At 60.3% G+C, this 24,992-nt stretch carries 22 protein-coding genes; 7 read left to right on the top strand and 15 right to left on the bottom strand.

What is annotated here, in order from left to right; translation table 11 throughout:
- Positions 1 to 63: 63 nt before the first annotated feature.
- The 4 genes from AAID08_RS16485 to AAID08_RS16470 all read right to left on the bottom strand — a co-directional run bounded on the left by AAID08_RS16485 (position 64) and on the right by AAID08_RS16470 (position 3,453).
- The gene (locus tag AAID08_RS16485) at positions 64 to 648 is read right to left on the bottom strand and encodes a hypothetical protein (RefSeq protein ID WP_395756640.1); all 585 of its coding nucleotides are present in this window, start codon (positions 646 to 648) and stop codon (positions 64 to 66) included.
- Positions 645 to 1,949: a YcxB family protein gene (locus AAID08_RS16480; protein ID WP_395756639.1), complete on the bottom strand. Its 1,305-nt coding sequence runs from the start codon at positions 1,947 to 1,949 to the stop codon at positions 645 to 647. The genes AAID08_RS16485 and AAID08_RS16480 overlap by 4 nt, the downstream gene beginning before the upstream one ends.
- Positions 1,950 to 2,198: 249 nt before the next feature.
- A complete protein-coding gene (locus AAID08_RS16475; RefSeq protein ID WP_006387081.1) occupies positions 2,199 to 2,588 on the bottom strand; it encodes a DCC1-like thiol-disulfide oxidoreductase family protein in 390 nt (129 codons plus the stop codon).
- 244 nt (positions 2,589 to 2,832) lie between these two features.
- Positions 2,833 to 3,453, bottom strand: coding sequence for a DUF2239 family protein (locus AAID08_RS16470; protein ID WP_395756638.1), 621 nt, complete (start codon positions 3,451 to 3,453; stop codon positions 2,833 to 2,835).
- Positions 3,454 to 3,661: 208 nt separating this feature from the next.
- Between AAID08_RS16470 and guaB the strand changes: the two genes are divergently transcribed.
- From guaB to AAID08_RS16445, 5 genes are all read left to right on the top strand, one after another.
- On the top strand, positions 3,662 to 5,122 hold the full coding sequence (gene guaB / locus AAID08_RS16465; protein WP_049073345.1) for an IMP dehydrogenase: 1,461 nt from the start codon (positions 3,662 to 3,664) through the stop codon (positions 5,120 to 5,122).
- A 120-nt stretch (positions 5,123 to 5,242) separates the two neighbouring features.
- The gene (guaA, locus tag AAID08_RS16460) at positions 5,243 to 6,835 is read left to right on the top strand and encodes a glutamine-hydrolyzing GMP synthase (protein WP_395756637.1); all 1,593 of its coding nucleotides are present in this window, start codon (positions 5,243 to 5,245) and stop codon (positions 6,833 to 6,835) included.
- A 301-nt stretch (positions 6,836 to 7,136) separates the two neighbouring features.
- Positions 7,137 to 8,393 (top strand): tyrosine-type recombinase/integrase, encoded by a 1,257-nt coding sequence (locus AAID08_RS16455; RefSeq protein ID WP_395757825.1) that lies wholly within the window; start codon positions 7,137 to 7,139, stop codon positions 8,391 to 8,393.
- Between the two features lie 59 nt (positions 8,394 to 8,452).
- Positions 8,453 to 8,728: a hypothetical protein gene (locus AAID08_RS16450; RefSeq protein WP_272570007.1), complete on the top strand. Its 276-nt coding sequence runs from the start codon at positions 8,453 to 8,455 to the stop codon at positions 8,726 to 8,728.
- Between the two features lie 4 nt (positions 8,729 to 8,732).
- Complete coding sequence (locus AAID08_RS16445) at positions 8,733 to 9,257, top strand: DNA-binding protein (RefSeq protein ID WP_272570005.1); 525 nt, start codon at positions 8,733 to 8,735, stop codon at positions 9,255 to 9,257.
- A 234-nt stretch (positions 9,258 to 9,491) separates the two neighbouring features.
- Here AAID08_RS16445 and AAID08_RS16440 read toward each other — a convergent pair whose 3' ends face one another.
- Both AAID08_RS16440 and AAID08_RS16435 read right to left on the bottom strand, forming a co-directional pair.
- A complete protein-coding gene (locus AAID08_RS16440) occupies positions 9,492 to 9,854 on the bottom strand; it encodes an AlpA family phage regulatory protein (RefSeq protein ID WP_272570003.1) in 363 nt (120 codons plus the stop codon).
- Positions 9,855 to 10,210: 356 nt separating this feature from the next.
- Positions 10,211 to 10,492 carry a hypothetical protein gene (locus AAID08_RS16435; protein ID WP_272570001.1) on the bottom strand — a complete coding sequence of 94 codons (282 nt, stop codon included), beginning with the start codon at positions 10,490 to 10,492 and terminating at the stop codon, positions 10,211 to 10,213.
- A gap of 106 nt (positions 10,493 to 10,598) precedes the next feature.
- On the opposite strand from AAID08_RS16435, the gene AAID08_RS16430 reads away from it, so the two are divergent.
- Both AAID08_RS16430 and AAID08_RS16425 read left to right on the top strand, forming a co-directional pair.
- Positions 10,599 to 12,701, top strand: a complete 2,103-nt coding sequence (locus AAID08_RS16430; protein WP_272569999.1) for an ATP-binding protein — start codon at positions 10,599 to 10,601, stop codon at positions 12,699 to 12,701.
- Positions 12,698 to 14,137 (top strand): DNA cytosine methyltransferase, encoded by a 1,440-nt coding sequence (locus tag AAID08_RS16425; RefSeq protein ID WP_395756636.1) that lies wholly within the window; start codon positions 12,698 to 12,700, stop codon positions 14,135 to 14,137. The genes AAID08_RS16430 and AAID08_RS16425 overlap by 4 nt, the downstream gene beginning before the upstream one ends.
- Before the next feature lie 3 nt (positions 14,138 to 14,140).
- Here AAID08_RS16425 and AAID08_RS16420 read toward each other — a convergent pair whose 3' ends face one another.
- From AAID08_RS16420 to AAID08_RS16380, 9 genes are all read right to left on the bottom strand, one after another.
- Entirely contained in the window at positions 14,141 to 14,515 is a 375-nt protein-coding gene (locus AAID08_RS16420; protein ID WP_395757824.1) for a very short patch repair endonuclease, read from the bottom strand.
- A gap of 103 nt (positions 14,516 to 14,618) precedes the next feature.
- The gene (locus tag AAID08_RS16415) at positions 14,619 to 16,736 is read right to left on the bottom strand and encodes an ATP-binding protein (RefSeq protein ID WP_395756635.1); all 2,118 of its coding nucleotides are present in this window, start codon (positions 16,734 to 16,736) and stop codon (positions 14,619 to 14,621) included.
- A gap of 183 nt (positions 16,737 to 16,919) precedes the next feature.
- Entirely contained in the window at positions 16,920 to 18,170 is a 1,251-nt protein-coding gene (locus AAID08_RS16410) for an IS256 family transposase (RefSeq protein WP_395756634.1), read from the bottom strand.
- A gap of 93 nt (positions 18,171 to 18,263) precedes the next feature.
- A complete protein-coding gene (locus AAID08_RS16405) occupies positions 18,264 to 20,393 on the bottom strand; it encodes a TonB-dependent receptor (protein ID WP_395756633.1) in 2,130 nt (709 codons plus the stop codon).
- Positions 20,390 to 21,637 carry an MFS transporter gene (locus AAID08_RS16400; RefSeq protein WP_395756632.1) on the bottom strand — a complete coding sequence of 416 codons (1,248 nt, stop codon included), beginning with the start codon at positions 21,635 to 21,637 and terminating at the stop codon, positions 20,390 to 20,392. Before AAID08_RS16400 ends, AAID08_RS16405 begins: the two co-directional genes overlap by 4 nt.
- Complete coding sequence (locus AAID08_RS16395) at positions 21,634 to 23,556, bottom strand: IucA/IucC family protein (RefSeq protein ID WP_395756631.1); 1,923 nt, start codon at positions 23,554 to 23,556, stop codon at positions 21,634 to 21,636. The genes AAID08_RS16400 and AAID08_RS16395 overlap by 4 nt, the downstream gene beginning before the upstream one ends.
- 202 nt (positions 23,557 to 23,758) lie before the next feature.
- Entirely contained in the window at positions 23,759 to 24,067 is a 309-nt protein-coding gene (locus tag AAID08_RS16390) for a hypothetical protein (RefSeq protein ID WP_395756630.1), read from the bottom strand.
- 74 nt (positions 24,068 to 24,141) lie between these two features.
- Positions 24,142 to 24,549 carry a hypothetical protein gene (locus AAID08_RS16385; protein ID WP_395756629.1) on the bottom strand — a complete coding sequence of 136 codons (408 nt, stop codon included), beginning with the start codon at positions 24,547 to 24,549 and terminating at the stop codon, positions 24,142 to 24,144.
- Entirely contained in the window at positions 24,536 to 24,991 is a 456-nt protein-coding gene (locus AAID08_RS16380) for a hypothetical protein (protein WP_020928153.1), read from the bottom strand. Before AAID08_RS16380 ends, AAID08_RS16385 begins: the two co-directional genes overlap by 14 nt.
- Between the last annotated feature and the right edge of the window lies 1 nt (position 24,992).

The following is a 24,992-nucleotide window of genomic DNA, read 5'->3' as shown; positions in this document are numbered from 1 at the left end:
ATTGCGCAGGCGCCCGTGGCGTTCAACGCAACCGGCCAGGGCATTGCATGGCGTTCGCGGCGTTCAACGCGACACGGCGTTCGCATCCGACTTCAGGCTCTCGATGATCCGCAGTCCGTCCCGGTGGCGCTGTTCGCCGGTCTCGCACGACTTGCAGATCGCGCCGACGTACAGGCCGTCGACCACGGTCTCGGCAAACACGCCCGACCGGTACTGGTGCCGCGCATCGGTCTCGACCCGGTACCAATCCCGATCGCCGATCCGCACCCGCTCCAGCGGCTGGCGGATATCGGCGTCGGGACTGGTCGCGCGCAGCACCGCCCGCAACCGGAAATAGCGCTTGAGCGGCGAGGCATAAAGCGCTTGCAAGCGGGCGTCATCGTCGTCGCCTTCGAGCGGCTTGGCCTGCATCAGCAGGGTGCAGGTTTCCTGCGTCTGTTCGCAGGCCTCGCTTTCGCAGACCAGTTGCACGCGCCGCATGCCGCTGCGAGAGACCTCGCCTTGTGGCGAGCCGTCCGCCACCCAGCCCTCTGGCAGCTGCACCGACAGGCCATGCGGCAGATCGAGGGTGCCGGCGGAAGCGGCCGGCGCCAGCGCGCCAAGCGCCGCGCACAGGGCCGCCAGGCGGATCAAGGCCGGCCCGCTCATGGCGTATCCCCGCGCTGGCGATGGTCGCCACCCGCGCCGCCCGTGAGGGTGCGTTCGAACAGCGCCAACTGCTCCGCGTCCAGCGCGCGTCGGGGCAGGATCAGCGGTTCGCCCTCCCGCCGCATCAGGATCAGGTGTTCGCCTTGCCGCTCGACCCGGTCGAAGCCGGCCGTCGCGAAGCTGTTGACCCAACCGTCCTGCCAGACCTCGAGCCGATCGTCATACAGCCGCGCCTCGTGCTCCTCGGCCGGCATGCGTCGGTGCATCTGCCCGGCTAGCTTGTAAGCGTGGCGGCGCCGGGACCAGGGATGCAGCAGGATGATGACGGCCAGTATGGCCCAGAACCCCAGCGTGATCTTCCAGAAACTGTCCGTGAACATCTCGCCGAACAGCGGCCAGGCATAGCGCAGCGGCACCCGCTCGGGGTCCAGCAGCCACAGCAGCACGAATATCAGCGGCACCAGCAGGGCGGTCAGCGCGAAGGCCAGCAGGAAACCGCGCCGGCGGCGCCGCCGCATGCCGGGACGTTCGATCTGCCACGAGATCGCGGCGGCCCGGTCTTCCTGGTTCAGCAGGAAGCGCGTCGTCAGCAGCGGCGGCGCGGCCTCGGGCGCCTGCCGCGCTCGCGGCGGGTGCTGCGTCGCGTCGGGGGCGCCGGCGTGGCAGGATGCGGCCCACGCCTTGATGCGCGCCACCTGCTCGTCGGATAGCGCCTGTCGCGGCAGGGCGTACACGTCCTCGATGTTGCGCAACTGGATGAACAGGTGTTCGGAGGTTTCGGCAAGCCCCTGGATGCGCGAGCACGCCATGGCCGTCTTGCGTCCCGGCAGGGTGACGGTAAGCCCGCCCGGCTGAAAGTAATAGAGCGGGTGGATGGTCTGGTCGAGCCCTTCGTCGCGGCACCAGCGCGCCAGGCGCCCGCGCACGATCGCCGGATGGCGGATGTAGTAGATCAGCACCGGGATGGCCACGACCAGGATGGGCACGCCGTCCAGGCCGAACAGGTCGTGAAAGAAGCGCGAGAGGAACGGGCCGAAGCCCCGCTCGCCGCTATCCCGCCAGGAAGAGAACCCCAGCATCCCCAACAGCGCCAGCACCACCCACGCCAGGAAGTACAGCGCGCGCCGCCGGGCGGCCCCGAACATGTCCGCGTAGCTGAACAGCGCGGCCGCGATGCGGTCCTGCAGCGTGATCGGCGCGGTCAGCGAGAAACCGTCGGCCGGCATCGCGCCGGGCGCTTCGTTCGGGGGCGCAACGGGCGGCGTCAGCGTGCCGTCGGCAGCGGTGCTCGGCTCGGGCATGGGGTCTCCGTCAGGGGGTGATCCGCAATTTAGCATTGCTGCGGGGCGAGACGAGACGGGACGGAACCAGGCTAGGCGGGACGGGGAGAGGCGCGGCGGGGAGAGGCGCGGCGGGGAGAGGCAGGGCGCGATGAGGCAGGACGCGATGAGGCAGGACGCGATGAGGCGGGGCGCGGTGAGGCAAGGCGCGACGAGGCGAGGCAACGCGGCAAGGCAAGGCAAGGCGCGCGACCAAGCGGGCCGCCGCTGTCAGGCCGGCATCTTCTTCTTGCCCAGCAGCGCCAGCGTCAGCGCGCGGCCACGGCTCATGAAGGGATACAGCGCCGCCGACAGGCACGGGCGGCGGAAGATGGCCGCATTGATCTGGTTGAACAGGTCGCTGTCGGAACTGAGCAGCGCCAGCCGGTTGATGCAATCGGCGCCCCAGTAGATGTGCCCCTCCAGCCGCAGCAGCATGCCGTCGTTCAGGTCATAGCCACGGTCGCGGAAATACGCCACCAGTTCGGGATGTTGGCGCATGTCGAGCAATTCGACCGGGCCGACGGCCTTGCGCAACTGCACCATCCGCACGTAGTTGGTGCAGAACGGGCAGTCGCCGTCGTACAGCAGGAAGTTGCGGGGCGCGGTATCCGTATCCATGACGTACAGCTTACCAGCGGCGGGCGTCGCTTGCTTGGGGCGCCGGGATGCTGCCGACGCACGATTGGAAGCGGCGCATGACACTCGCGCCGCCCCGCGCCAGCGGCGCGCGCAGCGATGGGGCGCAGTGGCGGCCCGCAGTCATGGTGGGGGCAGGTAGGGGGCGCAGGTGTGGGGCGCAGGCATGCGCGTAGGGATAGGGCGCAGGGACAGGGACCGCGCCCAGCGATACGCGGTCTGCCGCTCAGGCCTGCTCATCCGCCCACGCCAGCGCCATGGCGTAATCGCGCACGTCCGCCGGCCATGCGGCCACCTGCCGCGTGAAACCCGCGCGATCATCGGCATACAGCGCCCGCGTGGCCTCCTCGAAGCCCGGCAGGTTGCCGCCCATGCTCGACATGAAGTGATACGCCGCTTCCTGTCGTTGCCGCTGCTGGTCGCGCGCCTCGTTGTCGCGGCGCGCCTGTTCCACCAGTTTGCGTAGCGCCACCGACGCGCCGCCCGGCTGCGCCGCCAGCCAGTCCCAGTGGCGCGGCAGCAGCGTCACCTCGCGCGGCACCACGCCCAGCTTGGGCCGTCCGCGGCCGCGCGGGGCGGCGTCGGCGCCGTCCGCTTCCTCGGCGGGCGCGGGGGCGGCATCGGCCGGCGCCTGATAGCGCGCGCGGATGTCGGCGTCAGCGCCGCGCAGGTCCAGGTCGACCTGCTTGCCGGTACGGTCGTCGAACACCAGAATCGCGCCGTCGCCATGACGGTTGGCGTGACTGTCCTGGGCCTGCCTGACGGCCAGGGCGACCTCGGCGAGCGCGCCACGCGCCAGCAGGCGGTGGCCTTCGAAAGCGGTATGGGGAAGGAGAGGTTGGGTCATGGCGTACAGGGGTTTATTTACCCGGATAAATTTAATGTCTGGCATTGTGCGGCTTGCCAAAGCGCTTGTCAATATAATCCGGGTAAAAATGGTGCAATGTCGCAACGCCTATTGAAAAAAGTCGCAAAAATTCCGTCCCGACCTAGGGTCAACACCTAGTCAAAACACGTCAGCGGCGTATAATCTTGCTTTGCGCCCGGAGTTACCCATGCGTCTCGTTCAAAAAGCGCTCACCTTCGACGATGTGTTGTTGGTGCCTGCGTATTCCGAGGTGTTGCCGCGCGACACCTCCCTGGCCACGCGCCTCACCCGCAACATCTCCCTGAACATCCCCCTTGTGTCCGCCGCCATGGACACGGTCACCGAATCCCGCCTGGCGATCGCCATGGCCCAGGAAGGTGGCATCGGGATCATCCACAAGAATCTGTCCGCCGACGCCCAGGCCCGTGAAGTCGCCCGCGTCAAGCGCCACGAATTCGGCATCGTGATCGATCCGGTCACCGTCACCCCCCAGATGAAAGTGCGCGACGCCATTGCGTTGCAGCGCCAGCATGGCATCTCGGGCCTGCCGGTGGTGGAAGGGCGCAAGCTGGTCGGCATCGTCACCAACCGCGACCTGCGCTTCGAAGAGAACCTGGACCAGCCCCTGCGCAACATCATGACGCCGCAGGAACGCCTGGTCACCATGAAGGAAGGCGCCACGCTCGATGAAGCGCAGGCCCTGATGCACAAGCATCGCCTGGAACGCGTGCTCATCGTCAACGACGGTTTCGAGCTGCGCGGCCTGGCTACCGTCAAGGACATCGTCAAGAACACCGAGCACCCGCTGGCCAGCAAGGACGCCCAGGGCCAGTTGCGCGTCGGCGCCGCGGTCGGCGTCGGTGGCAACACCGAAGAGCGCGTTGAAAAGCTGGTCGCCGCCGGCGTCGACGTGCTGATCGTCGACACCGCCCACGGCCACTCCAAGGGCGTGCTGGAAGGCGTGCGCTGGGTCAAGCAGAACTACCCCAAGGTCGAAGTCATCGGCGGCAACATCGCCACCGCCGCCGCCGCGCGTGCGCTGGTCGAGTACGGCGCTGACGGCGTCAAGGTCGGTATCGGCCCCGGCTCGATCTGCACCACCCGCATCGTCGCTGGCGTCGGCGTGCCGCAGATCCACGCGATCTCCGAAGTCGCCAAGGCGCTGGAAGGCACGGGCGTGCCGCTGATCGCCGACGGCGGCATCCGCTACTCGGGCGACGTCGCCAAGGCCCTGGCCGCCGGCGCGTTCTCCTGCATGATGGGCGGCATGTTCGCCGGCACCGAAGAAGCGCCGGGCGAAGTGGTGCTGTTCCAGGGCCGTTCGTACAAGTCGTACCGCGGCATGGGCAGCCTGGGCGCCATGACGGAAGGCTCGGCCGACCGCTACTTCCAGGACCCGGCCAACAACGCCGACAAGCTGGTCCCCGAAGGCATCGAAGGCCGCGTCCCCTACAAGGGCAGCGTGCTGGCCATCATCTACCAACTGGTCGGCGGCATCCGCGCCTCCATGGGCTACTGCGGCGCCGCCACCATCGACGACATGCGCACCAAGGCTGAATTCGTGGAAATCACCTCCGCCGGTGTCCGCGAATCCCACGTGCACGACGTACAGATCACCAAGGAAGCGCCCAACTACCGCGCCGACTGATCCCCGTACAGTCAACTACAATGTCATGCATCACGCACCGGCAGAACCGCAAAATCAGTCAGCGGGTCTGCCGGTGCGGTTTTATTTACAGCGATTTCATTCCTTACCGGTAGAGTCTCCATGCACCAGCGCATCCTCATTCTCGACTACGGTTCGCAAGTCACCCAACTGATCGCCCGCCGCGTCCGCGAAGCCGGCGTCTACTCCGAAGTGCACCCGGGCGACGTCGACGATGCCTTCATCCGCGACCAGATGGCGCAGGGCCTGAAGGGCATCATCCTGTCGGGCAGCCACGCATCGGCCTACGAAGAAGGCTCCATGCGCGTGCCGCACGCCGTGTTCGAGCTGGGCGTGCCCGTGCTGGGCATCTGTTATGGCATGCAGTCCATGGCGCAACAACTGGGCGGCGTGGTCAGCTTCTCCGACCACCGCGAATTCGGCTACGCCGAAGTCCGCGCCCACGGCCACACCAAGCTGCTGGAAGGCCTGGAAGACTTCACCACGGCCGAAGGCCACGGCATGCTCAAGGTCTGGATGAGCCACGGTGACAAGGTCACCGAGCTGCCGCCGGGCTTCAAGCTGATGGCCTCCACGCCGTCCTGCCCCATCGCCGGCATGGCCGACGAAGAACGCCGCTTCTACGCCGTGCAGTTCCACCCCGAAGTCACGCACACCGTGCAAGGCAAGGCCATGCTGGCCCGCTTCGTCAACGAGATCTGCGAATGCCAGGGCGACTGGAACATGCCCGACTACGTCGCCGAAGCCGTCGCCCGCATCCGCGAGCAGGTCGGTGAAGACGAAGTCATCCTCGGCCTGTCCGGCGGCGTCGATTCGTCGGTGGCCGCGGCCCTGATCCACAAGGCCATCGGCGATCAATTGACGTGCGTGTTCGTCGACCACGGCCTGTTGCGCCTGGACGAAGGCAAGCAGGTCATGCAGACCTTCGCCGAGAACATGGGCGTCAAGATCATCCACGTCGACGCCACCGCCCAGTTCATGGGCAAGCTGTCCGGCGTGGCCGACCCCGAAGCCAAGCGCAAGATCATCGGCCGCGAGTTCGTCGAAGTGTTCCAGGAACAAGCCGGCAAGCAGAAGAGCGCCAAGTGGCTGGCCCAGGGCACCATCTACCCCGACGTCATCGAATCGGCCGGCGCCAAGACCGGCAAGGCCACCTCGATCAAGTCGCACCACAACGTCGGCGGCCTGCCGGATACGCTGAACCTGAAGCTGCTGGAACCCCTGCGCGAACTGTTCAAGGACGAAGTCCGCGAACTGGGCGTGGCCCTGGGCCTGCCGCCGCAGATGGTCTACCGCCACCCGTTCCCGGGCCCGGGCCTGGGCGTGCGCATTCTGGGCGAAGTCAAGCATGAATACGCCGAGCTGCTGCGCCGCGCGGATGCGATCTTCATCGAGGAACTGCGCAACACCAAGGACGAGGCCAGCGGCCTGACCTGGTACGAGCTGACCTCGCAGGCGTTCGCCGTGTTCCTGCCGGTGAAGTCGGTGGGGGTGATGGGGGATGGCCGCACCTACGAATATGTCGTGGCGCTGCGGGCTGTGCAGACGTTTGACTTCATGACGGCGGATTGGGCGCCGTTGCCGCATCCGTTGCTGGCTCGGATTTCCTCGCGGATTATTAATGAGGTGCGGGGGATTAACCGGGTGGTGTATGACGTGTCGAGCAAGCCGCCTGCGACGATTGAGTGGGAGTGAAATCAGGTCCTTCGGGGACTATCGTCAGCTATCGAAAAGACGCCGTAACGTGTTGATTTTCAAGTGGATACGTCGCGGCAGCTATCGGTGACTGTCGCCGGCCAGCAGAACAGGTTGGCGGTGGAAGTGGCGGTAAGAACCGGAGGCCGGATTAAGACCCTCCCGTTCACTATTCGGACCAAAGCCGTCTTTGACGGTAAAAGTCTCCTCGGGAAAGCTAGTTTCATGCGGCTTTCCGAGCATCAGCAGGTCTCCTGGCCTCTGACGGTAAAAGCCGTCACGAACAGGAGGAAAAACCTCGATACTTACCGACACCGCACTGCGCAACCTCAAGCCTAAGTCCAAGATTTATAAGGCTTCTGACCGCGATGGAATGTACGTGACGGTATCGCCTACCGGTACCGTCACCTTCCGCTACGATTACCGTCTCAACGGGCGCCGCGAGACGCTGACCATTGGCCGCTACGGTCCGGCGGGCATTTCGTTGGCATTGGCCCGCGAAAAGCTGATCGACGCCAAGAAGGCCGTCGCCCAGGGCAAGTCCCCCGCGCTGGAGAAGCAGCGCGAGAAGCGCCGGCTGACTGCCGCAAAGACCTTCGGCGACGTGACGGCGAAGTGGCTGGAAGGTGCCCGGATGGCCGATAGCACCAAGGCGATGCGCAAGCACATCGTCGATCGGGACATCCTGCCAGTCTTCCAGAACCGACAACTTAGCGAAATCACTGCCGATGACCTACGCGCCCTTTGCAGCAAGGTGAAGGCACGCGGTGCGCCCGCCACTGCGGTACATATCCGCGACATCGTGAAGCAGGTTTATACCTTCGCCATCCTGCATGGCGAGAAGGTGGACAATCCCGCCGACGGCGTCGGCGCGGCGTCGATCGCGACCTTCGTGCCGAAGGATCGCGCGTTATCGCCACTGGAAATCCGGTTGATGGCACGGCAGATGGAATCGGTGGCGACCTATCCGACGATCCGGCTGGCGCTGCGCATGATCCTGCTGACGCTGGTGCGTAAGAGCGAGTTGATCCAGGCCACTTGGGATGAAGTCGATTTCGAGAACGCGACCTGGACGATTCCAAAGCAGCGGATGAAGGGTCGCAACCCGCACGTGGTCTATCTCTCTCGTCAGGCGCTAGACATCTTTGTAGCGCTGCACACTTGCGCTGCCGGTTCCAAGTTCGTGCTGCCATCTCGCTACGACGCCGACCGCTGCATGTCGAACGCGACCTTGAATCGCGTCACGCAGATCGTCGCGGAGCGTGCGAAGGCGGCTGGTCTGCCGCTGGAGCCTTTCACCGTCCACGACCTGCGCCGTACCGGATCGACCCTACTCAACGAAATCGGTTTCAACCGCGATTGGATCGAGAAGTGTCTGGCACACGAAGAGGGGCGCTCCTCACGCTCGATCTACAACAAGGCCGAGTACGCCGAGCAGCGGCGCCACATGCTGCAGGAGTGGGCGAACATGGTTGATGCCTGGATCGACGGGCAGACCTACCTGCCGAAGCTGATGCCAGAAAACGTCGTCGTTCCTACGTTGAGCGCAACGGTCTGAAGGGCGGCCAGGTTGTCATTTGACAACCTGGCCGGTCATCCTCATACTGGAGATCATTGATGACCCGTTCCTCTCATCCGAAGAAAGAGGTCGAGGAAGCTCTCAGGCACGCCGAAGGGCAGGGCTGGCGTGTCGAAGTCGGCGGGAGCCACGCCTGGGGGCGGATTTACTGTCCGTACAACGACGAGGAATGCCGCTGCGGTGAGTTTTGTATCACGTCGATATGGAGTACGCCGAAGAGCCCTAGCAACCACGCCCGCGCTTTGCGGCGTGTCGTGGACAACTGCACCATGCATCGCAAGCAGCGCGAGGCTGATGACGATGTCAAGGAGTAGCGCGATGGAATACACCTTCACCTTGAAATACCAGCTTGCCGACGACGACCACGACCCGGACGTGTTGGTCGAGCGCCTGGGCGAGGCTGGCTGCGACGATGCCCTGGTCGGCATCGGGCAACCAGGTCGCTTGGCGCTGGAGTTCATCCGCGAGGCGGTGGATGCGAACGAAGCGGTTCGCAGCGCGCTGGCAGATGTGCGCCGTGCCGTGCCGTTGGCACGGCTGATCGAGGTGGCGCCGGACTTGGTTGGTCTGACCGATGTGGCGGAGATTGTTGGCGTATCGCGGCAGAACATGCGCAAGCTGATGCTGGCCCATCCCGGCAGCTTCCCCGCACCGGTGCATGAAGGAAGTGCGTCGATCTGGCACCTAGCGGATGTGTTGGCTTGGCTGCAGACCAAGGGCAGCTATTCGCTGGCTAAGGATGTGCTGGAGGTGGCACGGGCAGCCCTGCAGGTCAATGTGGCGAAGGAGGGCCGGAGGCTGCCGCGCGCGGCGTCCAAGGAGCTGGAAGCCCTGGTTGGATGAGCGGCGCTCTCGGCCTGCTGGCTGATCAGGGGCAGAAGGATAGGGACGCTTCACCAGCCTCAGAGGTTTGGTTTTCACGCAGAAGGGTCACCCTGAGTGATCCTCTTGCTGTTTTGATGAACCGTAATCGGTTTTACGCAGACTGGCGCTTTCCTAATCGCTTTTATGCGCCCGTCATCGAATTTGCATGGGCAGTTCGCTTTTTGCACGTGTCCACGGTCAAAGTAGGGCTATTCACCGCACGGGCCGGTATCGGCGCTGCCTGACGTCCGGGCCAGTATGCACATCGGTCTTCGTGGTTCGTGAGGCCTGTTTCCGGGCTTCGACCCAGGCTTCGACTTCTTCCAGATCCCAGACCACGCAGCGTGGAGTCAGTCGGAAACGCCGGGGGAACTCGCCGCGCTGCTCCATTTCATAAATGGTGGTCTCCGCCAGAGGCACGATCTGATGCAATTCGCGGCGACGGATCGTGCGGCGAAAGGGGAGCGGAGAGCCTTTCGAGAATTGCGGAAGCTGGGCATACTGCTCGGTGCTGGGATGGGGCAGGGAAGCGTTGGATTGCGTTGAGATCATGATCGACTCCGAGTCGGCAGCCATCGTCCAGAATCCATGAGGGTCGTGATGAGCCTCATTGTGACTATCGGCGGCGATCGCGACAACTTGTTGCAGCTAGGTCAGGCGTAGGGCGCGAGCATCCTGCCACCGGGCTCGCGGGCTTATGCCCCGCGCCTCTGCGAGTCGCGGTCATTTGGCTTTGATTCCTGATGCCTCCGAGCCGGAACGCTGGACGGGCTCTGCGCGCTGTGGCATAGCCCCTCTTCGACCCTGTGACGGCTTGCGCTGTACCGCGCGGTGTCGTGATGGGAAAGGCCAAGGATGTTCTAGGGCTGGTGGAGGAGCAAGAGTTCCGGCCCTTTTCCGAAAACCTCGCTTCCCGATCCTGGCTGGATTCGTTACAAGGTCGGCGGATCCACTTTTTCGCGCGCCGTGCCAGCTAAGCGTTCCAATTTGGCTGCTTCATCGCACAACTGCTCGTCGGTCATGTCGGCCAGCGCTTGCAGTCCGATCCTTACGACCTCGCTCTGGTTCATGAGCATCCCGTGTGCGGCACAACGAAGTCGGAGTGTCTCTATAAGGCGCGCATCGGATTCTTGCATCGAGAACGCTCGTCTGACCACTGACTTAGCACGACTCTTCTCGTGGGCTTTCTGGCCTTTGCTGGTACGGGTGGACATGGTCGGCTCCTATAGGCGATCATGCGATAATACCGTGTGTGCAGTATGCGCATACAACAAGTATCGTAGCGCAGGCTAAACTGCGTTCACCACTCTGGAGTTGCCGATGGCCACATCTTCTCGTCGCGTTGTGTCAGCCGAACGTGGCAAGTTGGGCCACGCCAAAAAAGTCGCCGCGAAGAAGCCATCAGCAAAGCCGTCTCCGTACCATCTGCGCATTTCGCGTCTGACCGTAGACAAGCTCGGGGTGAAGCTTTACGACAAAGCGAGCGCCGTTGTTGCGGAACTGATTGCCAACGGCTACGACGCGGACGCTGAAACCGTCACGGTTCGGCTACCTCTAAACCTACAGTTGGCATCCAAAGCGGGTGGTACGCTTACCGATCTTGGATACGTCATCGACGTGGAAGACGACGGCCATGGAATGACGCCCGATGAAGCCATTGGCTTCTACTTGCGGGTTGGGGCAGATCGTCGTAGCCGTAAAGGCCAGGACGGAAGTCGCTCGCGTAAAAAGAAACGTCCAGTGATGGGGCGAAAAGGGATAGGAAAACTCGCGCCATTCGGCATTTGCCGGCGGATTGAGGTTTGGTCTGCTGGTGGTGTGAAAACGGCGAAAGGCTACGCCGTTACTCATTTCTTCATGGACTTTGAAAAGATCGTCACGGATGAGGACGAGGCCGTTCCGTTGGAGGTGGGAGGTGACGATCAAACCTGGAGCAAAAAATCTGGAACTCGGATTCGTTTAACCTCATTTTTGGCTAAACGGGTTCCAGACCTAGATACGTTTTTACGACAACTCGCAGTGCGTTTCACATTTGCCAAGCCTGACTTCAAAATTCTCATTGTTGACGCAACCAAGGATAGTGAGAAACCAGTGCAGGTCAATCCACTGGAGATTCCACTTCTTCCAGGATCAAAAATTGATCTGTCCAGCCGACCTGTGGTTGACGATGACGGCTCAATTTTGCCTGTCTCCGGCTGGCTAGGTATGGCTAAAGAGGCGTACAAGAACGAGGAAATGATGGGGGTCCGCATCTATGCTCGTGGCAAAATTGCAGGGGTGACCCGCGATTTTAATCAGCCGGCTGGATTTACCGGCGAGTTTGCCATGCGGTCGTACTTGGTAGGACAAGTGGAAGCAGAGTGGCTTGATCTTGATCAGGGGGATGATCTAGTTCGAACGGACCGGCAAGACATTCTGTGGGATTCTGATTACGGCCAATTGCTCCGCCGATGGGGGGCAGAGCTGATCAAAGAGATTGCCCGTATTTCGCGAGAACCTCGTCGAACACGCGTGCGTGATGAGTTCTTACGGAAATCCAAGATTGAAGATCGCGCGCGTGAGCGCTTTGGCGACAAACAAGTAGCACGCGTCGCCATAGACTTGGCCAAGAAATTTGGTGGATTTGCAGCAGAAGATGAACTCAACGACGACGTTTACGTTGAGGATTTATCGCAAATTATCCTGTCGGTAGCCCCGCATCAGGCGCTAATGGAAGCCTTCCACGAATTCACGAATCAGGTGATGAAAGGAGAGGCCTCGATGGATCAGATGCTCGACATCTTTAGCAAAGCGCAAATTGCAGAGCTTGCATCGTATGCGCAGATTGCCGCTCAGCGAGTGCGTGTCATTAACGAGTTGCAGCAGATCATCGATGTGTCGATGGATGAGAATCAATTCCAAGGGCTTATTGCGAACGCTCCCTGGTTGATCGAGCCTTCATGGACTGTCATAACCAAGAACCAGAGCTTGAAGAATTTTAAGCATGCTTTTGAGAAATTCTGGAAAAGCAAGCATGGTGCGAAAGTGTCTTTGGCAATTGATTATGAAACCAAGCGTCCTGATTTTACGTTGGTGAGTATTGACGGACTTCTACATATAGTAGAAATAAAGAAAGCGGATCACGCGTTCGATGATGCAGACTTTTCTCGCTTGATCAATTATGTCGATGCTTTTGAGCAGTTTTTTGAAGAAAATAAAGAGACTGTGGCTGAATTCTATCGAGAATGGCGAATTGACTTAGTGGCAGATGGATTGAAACTTAAACAAAGCGCCAATTTACGTACTTTTCATGGACTTGAAGAAAAGAATCGAGTCCGGAGGATGTCGTGGCGTGATTTTCTTTCTCGTGCTAAGAAGGTTCATGAGCAGTTTTTGGACGTGCACGATTTGAGCGTGCAAAAACGTCAAGGTAATAGAACATGAAGAAGCTTCGAGCTGTCAGTCTCTTCTCTAACTGCGGTGCGGGCGACGTTGGTTATCGTGAGGCAGGTTTCTGCTTTGAAGTAATGGCGGAGTTAGACCATCGCAGGCTAGAGGTGTGCCTTCTTAATCATCCCGGTGCGGAAGGTGTGCCCGGCGATCTTCGCGAGACCTGGAAGACTGTCGTAAAGAAATATAGAGCTAAAGCAGGGAAAGCACGCCCCGCCTTATTGTGTGCTTGCCCGCCTTGTCAAGGAATGAGTTCAGCGCGCTCGGGGAAGGGTAGTCACGATGACGCTGATGCAGGCTCTAAAGATGAGCGCAATTTGCTGGTTACCGTTGTTGCCAATGTGGCAATGGAGTTGAAGCCCGCATTGTTAGTCGTGGAAAACGTGCCTGCCTTTTTAACTCGAAAGGTGCATCATCCTACGGACAGCAGGCCCGTGTCTGCTGCCAATTATTTAATTACGGCCTTGGCCGATGACTATGTTGCATTTCCCATGGTGGCTGACTTGTGTGACTTCGGTGTCCCACAGTCTCGGAATCGCGCCTTTCTCACGTTCGTAAGAAAGGATCTGCCGGGGCTCAAGCAGTTGCTCCGTATCGGCCGTACGCCATTCCCTCGTGCAACGCATGCTTCCGATGTGGGGAACGCAAAACCAATAACACTGTCTGCTGCGTTGGAACGCTTTGCCTTGCCTGCGCTGGACGCTGCCAGGCCAGAAACGGCATCTGCAGACGAATATGCTGGATTTCATGCCGTTCCCGTATGGAATGAGCGCATGTACGCGATGGTAAAGGCGATACCTCCCACAGGGAAAAGTGCATGGGAAAATAACGTTTGTTACCATTGTGGCCCAGTTGAGGCGTCACCCAATACGGTACTATGCCCGTCTTGCAATCAGCCACTACTTCGGCCCATCGTTCAAGAGGCCGATGGCAGTTATCGCTTGGTTAAAGGATTCAAAAGTAGCTATCGGAGGATGCATGGGGATAAGCCTGCTGCAACCGTGACGACGGCTAGTGGGCACATCGGAAGTGACTATACTATTCATCCTACGCAGCACAGATTGCTCAGTCCGCTTGAGTGTGCGTTAATTCAAACTTTTCCAAGAGATTTCCAGTGGGGTGACGCATTAAAGAAGCTTGGTCACTCGAACGTCAGAGAGATGATTGGTGAAGCAGTTCCTCCTGCTTTTACCAAGATGCATGGTGAAGTTCTGCATGGCATCTTGAAGCGAGAATGGGAGCGTGCACCAATGGCGCAAAGTGACGAGCGATGCCGCAAAGGGTGGGAAAAACTGTCTTCTGCAGCAAAAAAAGATGGGCGCCCAGATCCAGCTACTTACTTCTCGTATTCTAGCGATGTGTTAATTCGTCGACGCGCCAATAGTCATAATTCCACTGCCACTGTTTCAGTCGTGAATGCGGGGAGCTGAACTCTAGTCAGATGGGAGGAACTCTTTGAGACGTTTGACAAGTGCTGCCTGATCTCTTGTCTCGCACTCCCATACCACTAGTATGTCCCATCCCAAGTCGTGCAAGGCAGAAGTATTTCTAAGGTCGCGCGCGTGATTGCTTGCGATCTTGGATCTCCAAGTTTCTGAGTTATTAGCCGGTAGCTTGGAGCGCTTGCAATCCATGTGGCCATGCCAAAAGCACCCATGAATCAGTACGATCTTTTTGTACTTCGGAAGAACAATGTCTGGTGATCCAGGTAGTTTCTTGACGTGCAACCGGAACCGATAACCCATCGCATGCAATAGGCGACGAACCCTCAGCTCCGGTGCCGTATCTTCCCCTCGCACTGCTTGCATGCGGCGACGTGTGGCAGCAGATACGTCAATGTATGACGGTGATTTCGCTTTTGCCATTAGATTAGAGAACTTCTCCTAAAAAACTGGTCTCTTAATAGCAGGCCTAGGGCTGGGAACTCGGCCTTGGCGTCCCTGGCACTGGCTTTAGACGATTAACTAAATCACGGAGTGTCGGTTCGCGCTCACTCATTTGGGTAAGAAAATCTTGAACCGCCTGGCCACCTAGCTCACATACCTGCTGTATACGTGCATCGTCTCCTACAGGATCCGTCCCAACTAAGAGTGCCGTCAGTAGATCCATATGCCCCCGCCTAGACCGCAGTAGTACGTCGCTCCATTTTTCGAAATCTATGGCTTCTGAGCGATAACTCGAAAGGTAGGGTGCATGGCCGCCTGATACGAGCAAGCCATAAACCTTGGCACCTTGGAAGCGTGATGCTAGATATAGCACATAAGAGTGTAGTTGTTGATATTCCTCGTGCTCGGCAATATCGCCAGGTCCTTTAAGTTCGACGACCAGAATCTCCCTGTCTTCAGCTGTTCCGAAAAAGACGAAATCTGGAAGCGTCCGATCTGCTGGGATGGCAGGGAACGGATTGCGTTTAGCAATTAACTCTGCTTCGTCTTTTACAATGTTTGCCAGGCTTTTTCTGTAGACGTATTTCTCATATTTTGAATGCAGTATCCACGGGAAATTTTCGATTAGCTGTTGAAGTTGCGTTTCTTGACCTTTGAGTATGTGACCATGAAGTTGAGTTAAGGCAAAAACACGTAGAGAGAACGCTACGGCTAGCGACAAGCTTTCCGGCACCAATTCATCACTTAGCCTGTTTACGGATGAGACAAAAGCGGACGGTTCGAACGTAGTGACCTGCGTCCAAAGCTCCTTTATCAATTTTCTGGCCGGCTCATGTACCCATGCTTTTGCTGCAGCTTCAATGAGGCGATTCTTTGCATCATTGTCTTTCCCAAGGCGAGGTGTTACGTCACTTATTAGCTCGACCAGATGCCCCTTCTCTGATTCTCTCAGGCGAATGTCCCGGGTGTTATTGAGGAACCCCTCGACTAGTGCTACGTCTTCGATTTTGGAGATTTCTTTTCTGCGTTGCTCGTAGGCTGAAATCCATGTAACTACGGATTGGGCGCCCCAAGAATACAGTGACTCAAGATCAGAGTCCTCCCAGTTGACGCTCGTTCTATCAGTCGAAATAGTGTCTTGTTGTAACTCGTCAATCCAGTCCGCCTCAACTACGGCATACATATATCTTGAGAAAATTTCGCGGCCTTTCACCCCAAAGAAAAATGGCCGATCCTGGGCAATCTTGCCATGAGCATAGACCCCCACTCCAGCTTCCTCTTGAGACCAGCTAGCAGATTTAACGAACCCGACCCAGAATTTAACTGAGCGATTTCCGATAGGTGTATTTAGAACGTGTTCCGACATTCCTTGCTCGGGTATTCGAAGCTCCCACTCTGGGAATACGTCGGCCTCGGTGAGAATTCCGCCATTTACATGAACATTGAAGTCGGGGCGTGCTAGAGTTACAGTGAATCGGCGGCCTAGAGACTCTCGTAGCTGATTCGTTGAGATTTGCTTCTTGATGGTCAATGAGGTTGTATATATCAGCGTCCCCGAGCCGGAGGCTGCAATAGCATCTCTAAACTTTAGAAAAACTCCACTCATGATTGAATCATTTTCAATCAGAACGTCATTAAGTGGGGTTTCGTCAGCTAATATTTCGGGGGCATAAATTGCGGTGGTTGATGCATCCTGCTGCTCTGAAGCGAGCATAGCTGCATAGTCAAATCGGAGCCACATCGCGGTTCCATCATGAACCGTTATTACGTGAACGATCTGGGCAATTCCGAATGGAGCGAGCTTGCCTATCCCTTTTCTTCCCGTAGGATATCGGCCGATTACCTCATGGTTTGCGTCGTTCGGTCTTGGTTTGGGTTGCCCGACCACTAAATAATTTTTAATCAGGCTCTCTTTGCTCATTCCTTGGCCGTCGTCGTAAACGCTGATGGCTGTAGGTGTGCCTTGTTCGGACACGCTTAGATCAATAAAGACGTTGGAAGCCATTGCATCCCACGAATTGGAAACCAATTCTGCTAGGACGTTCGTTGGCTTGTTTTGATAAAGCTTCAGGCCGAGATGCTCGATGACGTTATGTGCAAACCGAAGAGTAAGCTGAGGCGAATTAGGCGCTGACTGATTCATGTGGTCCCCTGCGTCGATGGCTCAATCCATTTAGGCCCAGCTACGACGGTATCAATTGCCGTGAAAGTACTTGCGTTATTGCGTTTTCTTATTGTTACATGATTTGAGTAGGGAGTGTCAGTATTTTTGTGTTTAAGGCATTAAACGCCTGGCCGAGGATCGGTCAGGCTTGTTGATGCTATCTCAGCGATACGGGTCGGTGAAGCGTTCGGCATAAATGATGGCGAACTGGTTCATGGCGGTTTTCCAATCATGAGTGGCACCTCCCCAGGCCTCGGTAATGTTGCGCAGTACCAACCAGAGCAGCTTGGTGGCCGCCTCGTCGCTAGGGAAGTGGCCCCGGGTTTTGACCGCGCGCCGCAACTGCGCATTGATGCTCTCGATGGCGTTGGTGGTATAGATCACCTTGCGGATGGCCGGCGGGAACATAAAGAACGGGATCACGCGGTCCCAGGCCCGGCGCCAGGCATCCACGATCGGCGAGTAGCGTTGCCCCCACGGCCCCCGCTCGAACTCTGCCAGGGCCGCTAGTGCTGCCTCGACGGTCGGTGCGGTGTAAATGGGCTTGAGCGCCGCTGCCACGGTGCGCCGCTCCTTCCAACTGGCATAGTCCAGGCTGGCGCGGATAAGGTGCACGATGCAGGTCTGCAGCGTCGTGGCTGGGAACACCGCGTTCAGCGCCTGCTCCATGCCCTTCAAGCCGTCGGTGACCGCGATCAGGATGTCCTGCGTGCCGCGGGTCTTCAGTTCGTTGAACACCTTCATCCAGAACTTGGCGCCTTCGGTCTGCTCGATCCACAAGCCCAGGATGTCGCGCGTGCCGTCTGGCAGCACACCCAGCGCCAGGTACACCGCCTTGTTGCGCACCACCCCATCCTCGCGGATCTTGACTCGTAGAGCATCGAAGAACACCACCGGATACATCGTCTCCAGCGGCCGGGTCTGCCAGGCGGTGACCTCGTCCATGACTGCGTCGGTCACCGAGCTGATGAACTCCGGCGAGACCTCAGTGCCATACTGCTCGGCCAGGAACCCCTGGATCTCGCGCACCGTCATCCCGCGTGCGTACATCGCGATGATCTTGTCGTCGAACCCGGTAAAGCGACGTTCGTGCTTGGGGATCAGGATCGGGGCGAAGCTGCCGTCGCGGTCCCGGGGAATGTTCACGCGCAGCGGGCCGTCGTCGGTAAGCACCGTCTTGGGGCTCTTGCCATTGCGCTGGTTGGTCGCCTCCTCGGGGCGCTCCTGGCCCTGGGCATAGCCCAGGTGGTGTCCAAGCTCAGCCCCCAGGGCCCGCTCGATCAGCGCCTTCTTGAACGCCATCGACAGGTCCTGCACCGCCTCCGCGGTCATCGGGCCTTTAACGAATTGATCTACCAGGTCTGCCGGAATCGACGGCAACTCGCGCAGGGGAAGTCTCTTCTTTGTGGCCATACACATGCTCCTTGAGCGGTATGTTAGGCCTCAAACACAAAATTTATGACACTCCCCTTTCACTGCGTATGCCGACGCAGGACTATCCGGCCGTCAGTAGTCCAAGCTATAACTAACCGCCACCATCCTCCCCTGCGCCCGCGGCCAAGGCGCCCGTGCATTCGCCTGCATGAACACCGAGTAATAATCCCGATTCGTCAGGTTATAAACCCCCACATCCACCCGCCCTTTGGGCAACTCCACCGAAGCCAACAGATCCAGCAACGTATACCCCACGGTCTCGCGCCCATTCTTATCCCGAGCCGCCGCGTCATACCCGCCCACGCGCACGCCCTGCAACCGCACGCTATACGTCCCAGGCGAATAACTGACATAAGCCGTGAACTTCGGTGGCGCGATCCGGGTCGCCGGCAGCGCGATCCAGCTTCCATTCTGCTTGGTCGCACCCTTGGTATACGCATAACTGCCGCCCACCTTCCAAGCGCGAGCGACATTGACGTCCAGGCTCGCTTCGACCCCGCTCACGCGCTCCTTCTGGTTGATCAGCCGCAGCACCCGATCCTTCGCATCGTAGAACTGCGTCACATCCGAGTTGTTTCGATAGGCCGTGAGGCTGGCCTGCAATGCATCCCACGCACCGCGCCAACCGATCTCATAGCTGTCGACCTTCAACGCCTGCGAGTTCAACTGCTGGATGTCGTAGTCGCTGCGCACGTCGCGCAGGAAGCGCTGGATGTCTGGCAGGGTGAATCCCTGGCTGAAGTTGACGAACACATCCTGGGCGTCGCTCAGGTGGCGGACCACCCCCAGGTTGTAGAGCGTGGCGTTGTACTTGAGCTTGCCGCCCGGCAGGATGTTGCCCACGCCGGTGGCCTGGATGTCGCCATAGGCGACGCTGTCTTTGACGTTGCTGTCGATCCACTGGCGACGAACGCCCGCGCGCAGGGTCCAATGCTCCATTTCCCAGGCGGATTGCAGGAAGAGGGCGCGGGTCTGGGTGGTCATGTCGGGGCCTAGTTCGAGCGTGCGGCCGGTGGGGGTGTAGACCAGTCCCTTCACCGTATATTGCCTGCCATCCTGGGTCAGCAGCTCGCGTTCGTAGTCGCCGCCGTAGGTCAGCGTTCCCTGGATGCCGTTGAAACTGGGTAGCTGGCTCTCCACGGCGAGACGCAATCCGTAGACCGTTGCGCGGCTGTCGGTAGCGGTGATGCCAGCCATCTTTCTGGGACGATCGGGGTAGAACAGGGCTTCGTTATGGCGCCAGTAGCTTTCGGCCTGCAACCGTTGGCCGAAGAAGGCGCGGTCGGTGTAGTTCAGGTTCACGGCGCGATTGAGCGTCTTGGGTTGGTCATCCAGATCCAGACCCGATACGGCGCGCGCTTCTCCGGCGACAGCCTGGAAGCCGTAATCGGAACGCTGCTTGTCCTGGAACTCCTGCAGGCCCAGGGTCAAGCGGCGGTCTGGGGTGAAGTCGAAGCCGAAGCGCGCGGTCAGGTCATGGTTGCGGGTGTCCATTTCGCTGCCTTGCGATGTGTCCTGCGGAATGCGCTGGCCCAGGGCATCGAATTGCCCGTCGCGTTTGACGAAATCTCCGGACAGGTACCAGTCGAATGCGCCCTGGCGCCCCGTGGCGCTCTGGAACAGTTCGTAGGCCATGCCGTCGCCGTGGAAGTCCTTGTCGGCGGTGATGCCGACTCGGCTGCTGAAGGCCAGGCCTTGGCCCTTGTTGCGCTTGGTGATGATGTTGATCATGCCGCCGGTGGCGCCGGCCCCGTAGAGGCTGCTGGCGCCGGAGACTACTTCCACGCGCTCGATGCTCTCGGGCGCGATGCTGTTGAGCTGGCGATAGTTGTCGCGGCTGGCGTTTTGCGGCACGCCGTCGATCAGGACCAGGACGTTGCGTCCGCGCAGGCTCTGGCCGTAGTTGGTCATGGTGCCGCTGCTGGGGGCCATGCCGGGGACCAGCGTCGCCAGGACGTCGGCGACCTTGCGGCCGGCGCCGGATTGCCGCTTTATTTCTTCGGCTTCGATCACCTGTACCGAGCCCGGGATGCTTGCGATGCTGGCTTCGCCGCGAGTGGCGGTGACCGTGACGGCAGGAAGGGTGGTGGCTTCCTCGGCATGGGACGGGCTGATACCCAGGGTCCACATCGAGGCGGAGATGAGCACGAGCGGGAGTCGGTTGGCGCGGACAGGCGCAAGGCCGGCGATAAGGGATTTCATGGTGGGTCCTTGATTTCCGAGGAGGATGGTGTGGCGGGTGGGTCAGGGCGAGTAGGGAGGGGCTGCTGGCAGCCGGGTAATTGGCGCAGGAAGCGCACGCTCAACGCGGCGACGACATACAGCGGTGCGACCAGCCAGAAGCCCCAATGCAGGCTGGCCCATGACATGGCGCCGGCGCCCAAGGCGAGCCCCGCCAGCGCACCCGCTTTGGCGGCGCTGTTGCCCAGCCCCAGGCCGATTGCCCGGTAGGCCTTGGGGGCGGTATGCCCGATCAGGACGTAGGCCAGCGGCAGGAGCGCGCCTTGCCACAGGCCCCACAGCAGGCGGGTGGCGATGAACGTAGTAGTGTCGTGGGCTAGCGCCATCAGGCAGAGCGTGAGCGCGCTGGCCCAGGAGGCGGCCTCCAGGCATCGCCAGCCGCGCTGGACGGGCTGTGGTGAGCACAGGCGCGCCCACCACGGGGCGGACAGGGCCAGCGTCAAGGCGCTTGCGGCGTAGCTTGCGCCGCTGAGCCAGGAGGGCGCGTGCAGCACTTCGTTCAGATACAGCGCGAAGAAAGGCTGCGGCATCATCTTTGCCGCCTGGATGAGGGTGATGACCACTAGCGGGGCCAGCAACCAGGTGTGCGCGGTGGTGTGTCCGGTGGTCCCGGTGCCCGGTGGTGCGACGGGTTCTGGCGTGTCCTTGGGCAGGCTCAGGACGGGAATGACGCAAATCAGACAGATCAGCCCGGCAATCAGGCAGATCCAGGCGAATCCGTAGAGGTCCATCAACAGGCCACCGGCGACGGGACCCAACAAGGAGCCGATGGCGGTGGCCGATTGCAGGCGGGCGAGGATTTGCCCGCGATTCGCGCCGGACGAACCGGTGGTGGCGTAAGCCTGTGCCGCGGCGATGAAGCCAGCCAAGGCGCCTTGCAGCACCCGGATGCCGATCAGCAGCCAGACGTTCGCGGTAATGGCCGCGAGCCACTGGCAGACGCCAAGCGCCAACAGCGCCCGGATCAACATGGGGCGGTGTCCACGACGCGTGCCCAGCGCGCTCCAGAATGGCGTGGCGATAATGGCCGTTAATGCCGGCCCGATGTAGATCAGCGCCGCCAGCCAGGACAATTGATCTTGTCGATCTGGAGGCAACAAGGCCCGCAGGCGCAGCGGCCAGAATGGGCCGCTCATTTCCATCGCGCCCATCGCAAAGGCCTGGATCAGTACCAGCCGGAAGATCTGTCGGCGGTCGAAATTCATGCATTGCCGATCCACGCGCGTAGCGGGTTGTCCATTTGGCCGGCGATGTCGTTCTGGGTCTGGGCCAATCGCATGCGCAGGAAACTCTTGGCGGGCCAGGGGTTTTCGAGAAACGCGGCGCGTTCGGATTGCCAGCGGTCAGGCTCCGTCCGTGGGCGGACATGATCGAAGCGCTCGGCGACCTGCCGGGCGAGCACGGACCAGAGCGCTTGCTCATCCAGTTCCAGCCAATGGCGCTGGCACAGCAGGGCCAGTTCGCCGAGATGGCACATGAAGCCGGCGTGCAGCAGCTTGGCGCGTACGAAGTCGGCGTCGTCAAAGAGCGTCAGCGCGGGATCGTGGATCTCCAGCGTGAGACCCTGCCGGACCAGGCTGGGACGGTGGATGCGCAGATCGCCGAAGTCGCGGATCAGTAGCCGGGAGGGTTGGCCCGCGTCATCCATGACCATGAAGCTGTTCTGTTGATGGGCTTCGAAGGCGATGCCGTAGATCAGGTAGAGGTCGAGCAGGCCGGGTAGGGCCGTGGCGACATAGTCCTGGAAGAACCGCAGTGCGGCCTGATGGTCGCTTGCGCCTTGCGCGATCGCGACCCATTGGCGTAGCAAAGGTTCGTTGTTGTGGTCTTCGACGAACAGGCTGCCGACGGGTATCGCCATCTGGCCCGAATGCAATCGACTTGTCGGGTTGTCCCGATAGAGAACGCCGAGGTGGCGCGCGCGCTCGTCGTTGGCCGGCTCCAGCAAGACATGGATGCCGTGCCGCTCGGGAACGAAGTCCCATGAGTGGGCCAGTTGCGGCTCGCGTTGCCTGATGGTCGCCAGCAAACGGCTGATGCGAGGCCCCATCCTTGCCGATCGGGGAGAGAGCGTACGTTGCACACTGGTGAGGCGCAACGCGACGGGCAACTTCACCATTGGCATATGCTGCGGATCCACGCCCTCAGTCCACAACGTACGGAAGGACATGCCCGGACTGCCTGCGATCGCAGTGTCGTCTGGCAGGATCAACTGACCCTGTGCGATTTCGGCGGCGAATGCTTCCCGCAGGGTAGAGAGCTGAAAGGGATGCACCGGCAAGGGGAGGAAGTCTGCCGGCTCGCGTCCCAGCGCACGCAGCGCCGAATCCCAGGTACGCGCTTCGTGTGGGAAAGCCCCGCGCCACCAGGTCGGATAGGCGGGCTCTGACATCGACTCGGTATGCGCCATCCCCCGATGTAGCGCGACAAGCGGAAGACGCACGTGCGCTTCGAATTCCGGGGCGCAGTCAATGACTTCCCGGGTGTCCATGCCGAGCTTGGCTTTGTAGCCCGGGTGCCAGGGATGGCCGAGGGTTCCCCACTGTTCCAGCAGTTGCGTGGGGTTGCGGGGTGCGTCTGGTGATCGCAACCATTGCAACAGGCTGTGCGTGTGCGCGTCGCCGACACGCTTGAACAATCGCATGTTCCACTTTTCATGAAATGCCAGGCACAGGCTGTCGTTGCGGAAGCTATCGTCGAGTTCGCGTTTCAGTTGTTCGACCTCGTCGCTGCCGGGAAGGGGCTGTAGCAAGGGAACCAATTGTTCGATCAGGTCCGAGGGAAGTTCCAGTTCGTGTGCTGGATTCGGAGAACGGTGAAGTAGGACCGGCCCGCCCAGGCACCAACTGGCCATGGGCCCCGGCCGCAGGCTGCCGAAGGTGAGGTAAGCGCCATCGTTGTCGAGGGGCAGGATGCTTCGCCCATGCGCTTGTTGGACACGCCCGGGCGGTATCAGCTTCTCTCGCAGCAAGGCTTGCATCAGACGCTGAAACGCGCGCTCCCGAACTTTGGGAAGTACGGCAACCAGGTCGGCCTGGTTGATGCCATTACGTTGAAACGCTTCGGTCTGAAGCGCCTGCATCCATACGGAATTCAGGCGTTCGGTGCTGCTGGAAAGCTCCATACACGGCCTCGTTGCAGTTCACGTTGCCGCGGAAGGGAGAACTATGTGATCGGCTCGACAACGTCGGGGGTTACCGTTGCGCGTCGTGCCGACGGGCTATCCGGTTGGAGCTCGATTCTTATTGAGAATGGGAGTCGTTTATGCAAAGAGTCGTCTGACTCTTGTCCCAGGTGCCTTTAAATCGGACGAAATCGACCTGCGGTCAGCAGGTATGGCAACTGAGGTGCATGTTTTGGCGGCGGCACCAGTCTCGGGATCTCGGATCACTCAAGGCGATGTCGCGAATTCGCGGGCGCAGCGCTTTGGTGGCGCGCATGTCTTTTGGCGTGCCAGGGCGACTGTCGCCGCAATGCAGGCCGCGAAAAGCTGATCGACGCCAAAAGGCATCGTGCAGCGCTACTAGTTCACCGAACAGAAAAAACAGTTCGAGAAGCGCCGCCTGACCGTTGCCAAGATGTGCGGCGAGAACGTGTGCTGCTTGCCGGCGCCGTGAGAGGGAGTCGTTGAACAAGAGTCAGGCCCGCATCGCGCCGCGACAGCGCGCCACGATACGGTTGCATCAGCGCTCGGACACTGCGTAGGCCATCAGCCGCCGGGTGACCGCCCATCCTTCGAGAGCAATGCTCTAGCCATCTCCACAGCCTCCTCACGCGAAGCCGCCAGAAGCAGCGGGTAGCCCCAGAACTTGGCGAAAAGGGCCGCGAATGCCTTGTAACCCAGGCGTTTGGCCTGGCTGGGTTCGATCTGAATCATGGCCAGAACCTGCTTTCGCAATTGGGCCTTGTGCTTTTTCATCCAGAGCGCGAGGCGTTTCTTCTCTTCCGGCGAGTGCTGGTGTTCCTCCGCGGGCGGCGCGGTATCGCTCAAGATGACGAAGGGCTCGTCGCGCCGCAAATTGGCTTCGAACGCGTCGAAGTCCTTCTGGTGATCGTGTCCGGGTTCCTGCGCAAGATTCATCCAGACCAAGGGGAAGTCAGAGCTATTCATCGGCATGGCCGTTTTCCTTGTTTTTGATGCGACGCCAGGTGGCCGCGATAGCGAACACGCCGGGCAGCGTAATGAAGAACACAGCCGAAAAGGCCACGTGCCAACCGTCGCGCAACCCGTCGGCGATTCCCCCGAGGGTATTCAGAACGACAAGCAGGCTGCCCAGGACCAGCGCAACCCACTGGGTCTTACGGGTTCCGATCAGCGCGAAGAGCACCGCGACGATCCAGCAACCATAGAACGCGGGAAACATCCACAGTACGTCGGGCTCAAACGTGATCGCCGGTGTTGCTCCTTGCGCTCTCACGAAGTCATTGACGTAAAAGAACAACTGGAAGGTGACGAACAGCACGGCGCCAGCGGCTGTCGTCAACCAGAACAAGGCGACCTTGTCGGGATTGTTCACGGCCAGGGTTTGCGCGGGGGGCAGGGGAGGCTTGAGGGGCATA

Origin of the sequence: Achromobacter sp. EB05 (assembly GCF_044232075.1) — a bacterium.
In the GTDB taxonomy this organism is placed as follows: Bacteria; Pseudomonadota; Gammaproteobacteria; order Burkholderiales; family Burkholderiaceae_B; genus Achromobacter; species Achromobacter dolens.
This window is presented reverse-complemented; position numbering and strand designations above follow the sequence as displayed.